This is a genomic window from Streptomyces sp. NPDC086080 (assembly GCF_044540255.1).
Lineage (GTDB): Bacteria > Actinomycetota > Actinomycetes > Streptomycetales > Streptomycetaceae > Streptomyces.
Window position 1 is genome coordinate 196,014 of the sequence record NZ_JBITRU010000012.1, and the last position, 10,129, is coordinate 206,142.

Below are 10,129 nucleotides of genomic sequence, written 5' to 3' on the forward strand. Positions count from 1 at the left end.
CGCCCCGCGCACCGGCGTGGGCACGATGCCGTGCCCACGCCGGTGACGAGTACGGGCGTACCGTGCGTCTTCCCGACCGGCGGGATCAGAGGGTGCCGGCGGCCAGGGCCTCGATCGCCTTGCGGACGCCCTCGCCGTAGGCCGGGTCGGCCTTGGTGCAGTTGGCGATGTGCCGTGCGACGGTCTGCTCGGAGGCGCCGTTGATCGCGCGCGCCGTGTTCTCGAAGAGAACCTGCTGCTGCTCGGCGGTCATCAGGCGGAACAGGTTGCCCGGCTGCTCGTAGTAGTTGTCGTCGTCCTCACGGTAGTTGAACCGGTCGGCGACGGCGCCCACGGCCTGGGCCGGGTCGCGGTAGGCCGGCTGCTCCTGCCAGCGCCCGTAGGAGTTGGGCTCGATGCCGGGGGTGGCTCCCTGGTTGCCGTCGACGCGCATGCCGCCGTCGCGGTGGTAGGAGTTCACCGGGTTCTTCGCGGCGTTGACGGGGATCTGGTGGTGGTTGACACCGAGGCGGTAGCGCTGGGCGTCGCCGTAGGAGAACAGCCGGCCCTGGAGCATCCGGTCGGGGGAGAAGCTGATGCCCGGGACCACGTTGGCCGGGCTGAAGGCGGCCTGCTCGACGTCCGCGAAGTAGTTGTCGGGGTTGCGGTTGAGCTCCCACTCGCCGACCTCGATCAGCGGGTAGTCCTTCTTCGACCAGACCTTGGTGAGGTCGAAGGGGTGGAAGCGGTAGTTCTCCGCGTCGGCCTCCGGCATGACCTGGATGAACAGCTTCCACTTCGGGAAGTCGCCGTCCTCGATCGCGCCGAAGAGGTCGGCCTGGTGGGACTCGCGGTCCTTGCCGACGAGAGCCTCGGCCTCGGCGTCGGTGAGGTTCTTGATGCCCTGCTGGGTACGGTGGTGGAACTTGACCCAGAACCGCTCGCCCTCGGCGTTGATCAGGCTGTAGGTGTGCGAGCCGAAGCCGTGCATGTGCCGGTACGAGGCGGGGATGCCGCGGTCGGACATGACGATCGTGATCTGGTGCAGGGCCTCGGGGAGGTTGGTCCAGAAGTCCCAGTTGTTCTCGGCGCTGCGCATGTTGGTGCGCGGGTCGCGCTTCACCGCGTGGTTGAGGTCCGGGAACTTCAGCGGGTCGCGGAAGAAGAACACCGGAGTGTTGTTCCCGACCAGGTCCCAGTTGCCCTCGTCCGTGTAGAACTTCACGGCGAAGCCACGGATGTCGCGCTCGGCGTCGGCGGCGCCGCGCTCACCCGCGACCGTGGAGAACCGGGCGAAGAGCTCGGTCTTCTTGCCGATCTCGGAGAAGATCTTCGCGCTCGTGTACCGCGTGATGTCGTGCGTCACCGTGAAGGTGCCGAAGGCGCCCGAGCCCTTGGCATGCATCCGGCGCTCCGGAATGACCTCGCGGTCGAAGTGGGCGAGCTTCTCCAGGAACCACACGTCCTGCAGGAGCATCGGACCGCGCGGACCGGCCGTCAGCGAGTTCTGGTTGTCGGGAACCGGTGCTCCGGCGGCCGTGGTCAGCGGCTTCTGGTTGTTCTCAGGCAAGGCTTGCTCCTCGGTGAGTGGTTCTTCGCATGCGCTCAAGGCCTGACGATCCCGGCCGGCCGGCAGTCCGGGGCCAGATGACCCGCGCTGGTACACACCCTCACCCTATATTGGACAGAATCCAAGTCAAGGCAGCATCCAGACAAGTATCTACTCTTGAGTTATCCCAGCTCGCTGTTAGGGTGCTGTTCATGAGTGACCTCCTGGAGCGGCTGCGCAAGCGCGGCTGGCGCATGACCGCGCAGCGGCGTGTCGTGGCCGAGGTCCTCGACGGGGACCACGTGCACCTGACCGCTGACGAGGTCCACGCCCGCGCCGCCCAGCGGTTGCCCGAGATCTCCCGGGCGACGGTCTACAACACCCTGCACGAGCTGGTGAACCAGGGCGAGGTCGTCGAGGTGTCCACCGACACGCGCGCCAAGCGCTACGACCCGAACGCGCACCGCCCCCACCATCACCTGATCTGCACCCGCTGCGGTGCGATGCGCGACGTGCACCCGACGGGGGATCCCCTGGCGGACCTCCCGCACTCCCAGACCTTCGGATTCACGGTCTCCGAGGCCGAAGTCACCTACCGCGGCACCTGCCCGGACTGCTCCGGGGGACACCCGGCGGGAGAGCCGGCGCCGGCCGAGGCGGGGCCCACTCCGGGTACGTAGGCAGGGACCCGGGCGGGCGCGTCGACGGTCGCGGCTTCCGCGCACTCACCGGCCTGAAGGACCTCCAGGTCCATGGCACGTTCCGTCGCCGTATCGACGAAGAATCGAACCAGCGGACGACCACACGTCAACTGGCGAGAGAGCGGCCTTGACCCGGTCCCTTCCTCCTGATGCCCTGGATCGGTCGAGGCACGAAGAGGTCGGGGGAACCGTGATCGCAGAATGGGCCGGACTGTGTGCGAACGCCTTGGCGGCGCACGCATGAGGGTGCGGCGCGGAGCCGCGGTCGCCCTTGTGGCCGCCGGTGGGGCTGTGACGACCATGCTGGTGGGGCTCGTCACCAACGCGGTGTCGGAGTCACGGTGGCCGGGCTGGCTCGGATGGCTGCAAGAGCACGCATGGCTGTCGTTCGCCGCACTCGGTGCGGCCACCATCGGGCTGTCCGTGCTGCTGGCCGCCCTGTCGGAATCGGGATCGCAGACGACGGCCCCTCCGGAGCCGTTCCCGCAGCCGGAGGACGGGACTCGGCTTCCCGGAGCCGCCCTGGTACTGCGCTCCTTACCGCGAGACACCGCGGTCTTCACCGACCGCGGTGCCGAGCTGGACGCACTGGTGACATCCGTGCGACGGGCTCAGGACTCGGGCGCGCATCTGCCCGTCCATGTGATCGACGGGATGGCGGGTGTCGGCAAGACGGCATTCGCCGTCCACGCAGCGCACCTGCTGTCCGAGCGCTTCCCGGGCGGACAGCTCTTCGTGAACCTGAACGGCCATACGCCAGGCCGTGCCCCCGTACAGGCCACCGAGGCGCTGGCCTCACTGCTCGCAGCGACCGGCGTGCCGACACAGCAGATTCCCGTCGGTGATGACGAAGGCGCGGTCACCGAGGCCAGGGCCGCGATGTGGCGGGGGCACCTGGCCGGAAGAAAAGCGCTGCTCATCCTGGACAACGCCGTCAGCTACCGCCAACTGGAACCGCTGCTCCCGGGCGGCCAGGACTGCCTTGTTCTGGTGACCAGCCGGAAACGGCTGGCCGCGTACGAAGAGGTGGTCGTGTCGGTGGACGCCCTGCCTCCGGAACACGCGGTCGACCTCTTCGTACGACTCAGCGGCCGGCCGCCGGGCTCGCTCGACCTCGTGGCCGTCCGAGAGCTGGCCGCGCAGTGCGGACACCTCCCCCTCGGTATCTCACTGCTTGCGGCACGGCTGCGGCACCACCCCTCGTGGAGTGTGTACGACCTGCGGTCCCGGCTGGTGGCGGCCGGTAACCGACTGGGTGAGTTCAGAGCCGGGGAACGCGGCATCGCGGCGACGTTCGAGCTGTCGTACCGGGATCTGGAGCCGGAACAGCGGCGCTTCTTCCGGTGTCTCGGCCGGTATCCCGGAACGGACCTCGACGCCCATACCGGGGCGGCGCTGGTCGCAGCCCCGGTGAGCGCGGCACGGGAGCACCTCGATGCGCTCTACGACGCCCATCTGATCGAGGAACACCCGGGAAGCCGTCACCGTCTGCACGATCTCTTACGTGACTACGCGCGCGCTCTCGCCGACGAGGGAGGCACCATGGAACACACGGAAGCCGTTCACCGTGTGGGGACCTACTACCTGGCTGTTCTTGCCGAGGCCAATGGACACATCCTGCGCGGCGGCGCTCCCGCACCGATACCTCCCGACGGCAGCGACGGTCTGGAAACGCCGCATCTGGCGTCCCGCTCGGCGGCCCTGGCCTGGCTGGAGGACGAACGGGCCAACGTCCTGGCCTGTATCCACCGGGCGAACAGGCTGGCGCTGCACGATCTGGTGGTCCGCCTGGCCGCCGCCATGGCGCCGTTCCTGCGGCAGGCCGGCCCGTGGGATCAGGCCATCGGGCTCCACCGAACGGCTGCCGAGGCGGCCCGGCACACCGGAGACCGCCGTGCGCTGGCGGCGGCGCTCGCCGAGCTGGGCGTGATCCGACGCTTCATGGCCGCCTACCCGGAGGCGATCGAGGCCCTGGACCAAGCGGTGGCCGAGTATGAGGCGGCGGGCGAGAAGCGGGGCAAGGCGGAGGCGCTCAACCAGCTCGGCATCGTCCGCTACATGATCGCCGACAATGAGGCGGCAGCCGAAGCCCAGAGCGAGTGCCTCAGCCTCTACCGTGAGCTCGGTGACCGGCTCGGCCAGGCCAACGCGCTCGCCGACCTCGGTATGGTGCGTCGGCAGAGCAGCCGCTTCGACGCCGCCGTGGAGGCCCAGAGCGAAGCTCTGACGATCTACCGCGAGCTGGGTGATCGCTACGGTGAGGCCAACTCCCTGCGTGACCTCGGCGTCGTGCACTCCCTGACGGGTGAATACGACTCGGCGGCGCGATGCCAGGGCGAGGCGTTGGGGATCTATCGCGACCTCGACGACCGTGTCCACCAGGCGTACGCACTCAATGAACTCGGCGTCGTGCACCGGCTGACCGGAGACTTCACCCGCGCGCGACAGATGCACACTCAGGCCCTCGAGTACTACGCAGAGCTCGGTGATCGCTTCGGTCACGCGAACAGTGTCCGCCACCTGGGAACGCTCGAGCGGGTGGAGGGCGACGCTGCCGAGGCGGTCGCCATGCTCGAGCGGGCGCTGGCCACCTACCGCGAACTCGGCAGCCGGGGCGGAGAGGCCGCTGCCCTCGGCGAGCTGGGTGCCGCGCACGCGGCCGCGGGAGAGCACGAAGACGCCGCCACGGCGTTCGGAGGCAGCCTCACGATCCTTCGCGCTCTCGGTGACCGCTGCGGTGAGGCCCAAGTCCTGAATCACTACGGAGCACTGCTGCACGCGACCGGTGATCAGACGGCGGCCCGTGACCACTTCACAGACGCCTTGCGCCTGGCCCGGGCCGTCCGCTCGCCTCTCGAAGAGGGGCGGGCACTGGAAGGTACCGGACGCTGCGACTGGATCACACTCGGTCCCGCGCGTGCCATGGAATCGCTGCGCGAGTCACTCGACATCTACCGGCGTCTGGGCGCGAGTGCCGAGGCCGACGCCGTACAAGAACTTCTCGCCGCGCAACCGGGATAACCCGGCATCGTGGCCGGATCGACCGTGCCACAGAAGTCCCCACGACTGCTACGTTCGCAACCGATACCGCTCTCGCCTCCCCCCCCATCGTGAACGGCTACTCCACGAGGAGCGTCGCATGCTGCCGGACTCGCCCATCTCCACCGAGCACGCCGCGACCGAGCCACGGCCCCACCACGCGCGGGATGCCACTGTCCTGGACCGGGTCGCGTCCCGCGTTCGCCAGCGGCTCGAGACGGAGCAGGCCACCGCCACGCGAGCGGGCGACGGTGGCCACGCGGCCTCACTCATCCTGCCCTGGCCGATGTGAGCGCGCTCGCTTGAAAGCTCACAGCGGAGGCATCGCACCCTTTACGGCATTCATCCTCAAGGTCGCCAACCGCTGCAACATCGACTGCGACTACTGCTACGTCTTCAATTCCGCCGACCAGGCGTGGCGGAGACTGCCCGCCCGGATGAGCGTCGCCGTCGCCGGCTCGGCCGGTGGACGGATCGGTGAACATGCCGTTGCGCACGATCTCTCAGAAGTACACGTGATCCTCCACGGTGGCGAACCGCTGCTCGCCGGCCCCCGTCACATGACGGCCCTGCTCGACGCCGTTCGGGCGGGCATCCCCCCGCACACGAGGATTCACTTCGAGCTCCAGACCAACGGCACATTGATCACGGAGGAGTGGCTGGATCTCTTCGAGAGGTACCGGATGGCTGTAGGCGTCAGCCTGGACGGACCGCAGACAGTCAACGACCGTCACCGGCTGACACGTTCGTCACGCTCCAGCGCTGCCTCGGCCGTGCGGGGCATCGAGCTCCTCCGCTCCCGGCCACACCTGTTCGCGGGGATCCTCGCCGTCGTCGACCTGGCCAACGACCCGGCCGACGTCCACGACTACTTGGCCTCGTTCGAGCCACCGGTGATCGACTTCAACCTGCCGCATGCCACCCACGACGAACCGCCGCATCGCAACGACCTGGGCCTGCCCGAGTACGGGATCTGGATGAGCCGTGTCTACGACACCTGGCTGGCCGAGTCCGGCAACCGGCACAGCGTGCGGATGCTGGAGGACATCGTGGCGCTGAGTTCCGGAGTGCGGAGTTCGGTGGAGTCACTCGGGCTCGCTCCGGCGGCGAGCATTGTCATCGAGTCCGACGGCAGCATCGAGGACGTGGACACCCTCAGGTCCGTTGAAGAGGGTGCCTCCCGGCTCGACGCCGACGTACACCGGCACTCGTTCGACATGGTCCGGCACCACCCGAAACTTGCGCACCGCGGTCTGGGGAAGGCCGCGCTCGCCGAAGTGTGCCAGGTGTGCCCGCTGCTGGAGGTGTGCGGCGGAGGTTACCTCCCGCACCGCTTCAGCGCGGCCGGCGGCTATCGCAATCCGTCGGTCTACTGCGCGGATCTCAAGCACCTCATCCGCCATGTCCATGGTTCCCTTCGGGAACACAGCTGGCATCTTGGTCAGGACCGTGCCACCGTGCCGCAACCATCCGTTGAGGCCGGCGAATAGAACTCGCGAAGTACAGGAGCCGTTGATGACCGTGACGATCCGCCCCGCAGACAAGCGGGACATCATCGCCTTGGCCGACCTGATCGAGGAGATCGAGCGGTTCTACGGCTCGACCGAGATCCAGCCGGTGGAAGAACGCCGGACGCAGGTCGAGGAGGCGCTGTTCGGTTCACCGCCCCTTGCCTCCGCACTGGTCGTCGAGGATGCGACCGGGGAACTCGTCGGCCTTGCCGCCTACTCCTTCCTCTGGCCGGCCGCCGGGTCCTCCCACTCGCTGTTCCTGAAGGAGCTCTACGTCCGCGACACGCTCCGCCGTCACGGTGTCGGGTCCCGCGTCATGGACGAGCTGCGCGCGCTGGCCGCGGCCCGGCCCGGTTGCAGCCGGGTGGAGTGGATGACGGACCGGGACAATCCCCGGGCGCGAGCCTTCTACCGGTCCCTCGGATTCGCCGAACTCGACGGCAAGATCGTGTACCGGGTGGACGCCGGGGCTGTGTGACGCGGGTCAGCTGTACCCCTTCAACTGCTTCAGCAGCGCCGTGAGGTCGACGCCTTCCTGTACGGCGATGTGGAAGTCAGGGTCCTGGCAGAGGCGAATTCGGCCTCGGTAGTCGACGATCACGGCGGCGATGGCGGAGAGGTCCGTCTCCGACGAGGTCTCCAGAGCGCGTTGAAGATCGGCTTCGAAGGCTTCCCGGTCGCCGGGAGAGGCGTGTCCGGACAGCAGGGCGGACCGGACCTCGCCGAGGGTTCTCAAGGGCAACGCCGCAGGGACAGGGGTTCTGCGCGCTCTGTGCTCAGGATCATCCACGCCTTCGCTCCCTTTGCCCTGCCGAGAGTGCCCCGGCTACCTCCGCCGGACCTCCTGGACGAAGGACGTCTAGGAGCCGTGGCTCACTCTGATCACGGACTCCTTGCTGTCCTTAGAGTCGCGTATGAGTGCGCCGTGCGTGACGTGGGCGCACTCCACGCACTCGGTGCCGCTGCCGCCGCTGTAGGTGGATTTGAACCAGTTGAGGTCTGACGGCGTCGTCATCAGGTCTCCTTGCTGATCCGGTCAATGAGGTCGGTGTGCCTCGCCCTCCACGTGGCCGGTGGCCGTGCTGCCATCCCGTGCGATGCGGTTGCTCCTTGGCGCTACCTCTGTGCGCCGTGCGTCAGAGACCGTAGGAATGTGAGCCAAGGCCCTGCTGCGACGTGGACCACGGGTCCGTTCACGCGCTTGGAGTCACGTATCTGAGTGCCGTTCTCGGTGTGTGCGCACTCGATGCACTCCGTGGTGTTGCCTCCGCTGTAGGAGGACTTGAACCACTTTGGCTCGTTGAAGTTCTGATGGCTGTCGGACATTCAAAGCTCCTTGCGCACGTGATGGATCAGATCGGAGGAGGCCTCCATGTCCAACGCTTGTGCGCGGAGGTACTCGAACGCAAGTCTGTAGCGCTCCAGTTCCTCCTCCTGCTCCAGGAAGAGCGAGCCTGTGTGGAAGTCGACGTAGACAACGTCGAGAGTCGGCTCAGTTCCCCCGAGGATCACGAAGCTGCCCAACGCTGCGCAGTGGGCACCTTTGGAGAATGGCAGTACCTGAAGCGTGATGTGCGGGGACTCGTTCGCGTTGAGCAGTTGGTCAAGTTGCTGCTTCATGGTCTCGGGAGCCCCGACGACCCGGCGGAGCACGGACTCGTCCAGGATCGCCCACAAGCGCGGAGGCTTCGGGCGCGTGAGGATCTCCTGCCGCTTCATGCGGATGTCCACCAGCCGTTCGACCTCGGCCGGTTCGAGCGGGATCTCGTTGGCTTTCTGCAGAGCGGTGCTGTAGGCGCGCGTCTGGAGAAGGCCAGGGACGTAGACGCAGGAGAAGTGGTCCTCGCGTACAGCCTCGTCCTCCAGGGTGAGCAACAGGTTCATGCTCTCCGGGATGGAGTCGGCGAACGAGCTCCACCACCCCTGCTGCTTGGCGTCTTTCGCCAGGCGCACCACGGCTTCCCGCTCGGCATCCGTGGCTCCGTACTGACGGCACAGCGCGTCCACGACGATCCACTTCACCGGCCCCGCCTGCGTCTCGTACCGGCTGACCGTTGCCTTCGATACGCCGACCAGCCCGCCGGCCTCCTCCAGGGTCATCGCTTTGCGGGCCCGCAACTTACGTAGCATGGCGCCGAGTTGGCGACGCCGGGTGGTGGTCCGTACGGACATGGAACTCCTCAGACAGTAACCCGGGCAGGTGCTCGGGGTGTGAACAGGCTAGGTAGCGCGGCAGTCGGCCCACCATGCGATTCACTCGATAGAGGTTCGTGAGAAGTTACATGGTGAGACTTCTCTATGCCATTCTCGGTGACGGACAGCTACGCAATGCAGCCGTACGGACACGGCAGGCGCAGCATGCGCGTGGCACGGGAGGGAGAACCGCTTATGCCCGGGATCGATAGCGAGGACCACCAGCGCCGCTGTGTCCTGCCTTTCGAGGCGCTGCCGACGGAACTGCGCCTGTTGCGGCGGGCCGCTGCCGCGCAGCTCTGCCAGTGGGGTGTGCCGACTGCCAGCGACACGACGCAACTTGTCGTCACGGAGCTGGCGACGAACGTCATCAAGCACGTGGGCGAGGGATCGCCGGCGACCCTGATCCTGGAGTGGAAGCGCGAGCGGCTACGCGTCGAGGTGCACGACAAGAGCAGCTCGCTGCCCGCGCTGGATGTCGCTGACTGCGATGCGGAGTGCGGCCGTGGCCTGCACTTGCTTGCCGCCATGGCCGTGGACTGGGGGACCGCCGTTACGACAATGGGCAAGGCCGTGTGGTGCGAGATCGAGCTGGGTCCCGAGGCGGCCTGTCGCCGTGTGGAGAGGGCAGTCCTCATGCTGGAGTCGTACCAGAGTATCGACGGCGCCCCTCGTGATGCGCTGGTGAGCAGACGGGGAGCGGGGCTCCGTGAGGCGGCGGTAGAGCTGATCTCAGACCTGTTGCACTGGACGGCGGCCTGTGGCTTCGACCCGGATGACGTGCTGGATCAAGCCCAGATGCGCTACGAAGCCGTTCCGGACATCGCTGCTTAGGTGAACCCCGGTGAGGTGTGAGCGGCTGCCGGTGACCCCATGGTGGTGTGCCCCTCTCGCTCTCGATGACGGCTGAACGCTGGTTCTGGATCACGTTCCGTACCGCAGTCATGGAAAGTGATCCAGGACCGTGATCCAGTCCACGTCGGCAGGCCTCGCCGTCCCTCTTCGGAGTCGGTCCCGTTGTGAGCCGTCTCCATAAGAGCTGCCGTTCACTGCGGTCTACGGGGATGCTCCTATGCTTGTCAAGCCACTGGAGCAAGGTCGGTTTGGGTGATTCGTTCCGTTGGTGTGGTGGTCAGGGCGCGGTAGACCTCGCGGGC

11 protein-coding genes are annotated in these 10,129 nt (G+C 67.3%); 6 read left to right on the forward strand and 5 right to left on the reverse strand.

Annotated elements, in window-relative coordinates; genetic code table 11:
- Positions 1-85: 85 nt before the first annotated feature.
- Positions 86-1,549 carry a catalase gene (locus ACIF9R_RS17350; RefSeq protein ID WP_399980380.1) on the reverse strand — a complete coding sequence of 488 codons (1,464 nt, stop codon included), beginning with the start codon at positions 1,547-1,549 and terminating at the stop codon, positions 86-88.
- A gap of 191 nt (positions 1,550-1,740) precedes the next feature.
- On the opposite strand from ACIF9R_RS17350, the gene ACIF9R_RS17355 reads away from it, so the two are divergent.
- The 5 genes from ACIF9R_RS17355 (at position 1,741) to haaN (ending at position 7,257) form a co-directional block, all read left to right on the forward strand.
- Complete coding sequence (locus ACIF9R_RS17355) at positions 1,741-2,208, forward strand: Fur family transcriptional regulator (RefSeq protein ID WP_399980382.1); 468 nt, start codon at positions 1,741-1,743, stop codon at positions 2,206-2,208.
- A 261-nt stretch (positions 2,209-2,469) separates the two neighbouring features.
- Positions 2,470-5,250: a cyclophane-containing RiPP biosynthesis TPR protein HaaT gene (gene haaT / locus ACIF9R_RS17360; RefSeq protein WP_399980385.1), complete on the forward strand. Its 2,781-nt coding sequence runs from the start codon at positions 2,470-2,472 to the stop codon at positions 5,248-5,250.
- Positions 5,251-5,368: 118 nt separating this feature from the next.
- Positions 5,369-5,560: a HaaA family cyclophane-containing RiPP peptide gene (gene haaA / locus ACIF9R_RS17365; protein WP_399980388.1), complete on the forward strand. Its 192-nt coding sequence runs from the start codon at positions 5,369-5,371 to the stop codon at positions 5,558-5,560.
- A gap of 10 nt (positions 5,561-5,570) precedes the next feature.
- Positions 5,571-6,758 (forward strand): FxsB family cyclophane-forming radical SAM/SPASM peptide maturase, encoded by a 1,188-nt coding sequence (locus ACIF9R_RS17370; RefSeq protein WP_399980390.1) that lies wholly within the window; start codon positions 5,571-5,573, stop codon positions 6,756-6,758.
- Positions 6,759-6,783: 25 nt separating this feature from the next.
- Positions 6,784-7,257: a cyclophane-containing RiPP N-acetyltransferase HaaN gene (gene haaN, locus ACIF9R_RS17375; protein ID WP_399980392.1), complete on the forward strand. Its 474-nt coding sequence runs from the start codon at positions 6,784-6,786 to the stop codon at positions 7,255-7,257.
- Between the two features lie 6 nt (positions 7,258-7,263).
- Here haaN and ACIF9R_RS17380 read toward each other — a convergent pair whose 3' ends face one another.
- From ACIF9R_RS17380 to ACIF9R_RS17395, 4 genes are all read right to left on the reverse strand, one after another.
- The gene (locus ACIF9R_RS17380) at positions 7,264-7,521 is read right to left on the reverse strand and encodes a DUF6247 family protein (protein ID WP_399980395.1); all 258 of its coding nucleotides are present in this window, start codon (positions 7,519-7,521) and stop codon (positions 7,264-7,266) included.
- Positions 7,522-7,638: 117 nt separating this feature from the next.
- Positions 7,639-7,794, reverse strand: coding sequence for a DUF397 domain-containing protein (locus ACIF9R_RS17385; RefSeq protein ID WP_399980398.1), 156 nt, complete (start codon positions 7,792-7,794; stop codon positions 7,639-7,641).
- Positions 7,795-7,895: 101 nt separating this feature from the next.
- Positions 7,896-8,105, reverse strand: coding sequence for a DUF397 domain-containing protein (locus tag ACIF9R_RS17390; RefSeq protein ID WP_399980400.1), 210 nt, complete (start codon positions 8,103-8,105; stop codon positions 7,896-7,898).
- On the reverse strand, positions 8,106-8,951 hold the full coding sequence (locus ACIF9R_RS17395; RefSeq protein WP_399980402.1) for a helix-turn-helix domain-containing protein: 846 nt from the start codon (positions 8,949-8,951) through the stop codon (positions 8,106-8,108).
- A 216-nt stretch (positions 8,952-9,167) separates the two neighbouring features.
- Between ACIF9R_RS17395 and ACIF9R_RS17400 the strand changes: the two genes are divergently transcribed.
- Positions 9,168-9,806: an ATP-binding protein gene (locus tag ACIF9R_RS17400; RefSeq protein WP_399980405.1), complete on the forward strand. Its 639-nt coding sequence runs from the start codon at positions 9,168-9,170 to the stop codon at positions 9,804-9,806.
- Positions 9,807-10,129 lie beyond the last annotated feature (323 nt).

Bases quoted from the DNA above. Each gene is read 5' to 3' on its own strand.
- ACIF9R_RS17355 (WP_399980382.1), top strand. From the start codon at position 1,741: ATGAGTGACCTCCTGGAGCGGCTGCGCAAGCGCGGCTGGCGCATGACC.
- haaT (WP_399980385.1), top strand. From the start codon at position 2,470: ATGAGGGTGCGGCGCGGAGCCGCGGTCGCCCTTGTGGCCGCCGGTGGG.
- haaA (WP_399980388.1), top strand. From the start codon at position 5,369: ATGCTGCCGGACTCGCCCATCTCCACCGAGCACGCCGCGACCGAGCCA.
- haaN (WP_399980392.1), top strand. From the start codon at position 6,784: ATGACCGTGACGATCCGCCCCGCAGACAAGCGGGACATCATCGCCTTG.
- ACIF9R_RS17385 (WP_399980398.1), bottom strand. From the start codon at position 7,794: ATGACGACGCCGTCAGACCTCAACTGGTTCAAATCCACCTACAGCGGC.
- ACIF9R_RS17390 (WP_399980400.1), bottom strand. From the start codon at position 8,105: ATGTCCGACAGCCATCAGAACTTCAACGAGCCAAAGTGGTTCAAGTCC.
- ACIF9R_RS17395 (WP_399980402.1), bottom strand. From the start codon at position 8,951: ATGTCCGTACGGACCACCACCCGGCGTCGCCAACTCGGCGCCATGCTA.
- ACIF9R_RS17400 (WP_399980405.1), top strand. From the start codon at position 9,168: ATGCCCGGGATCGATAGCGAGGACCACCAGCGCCGCTGTGTCCTGCCT.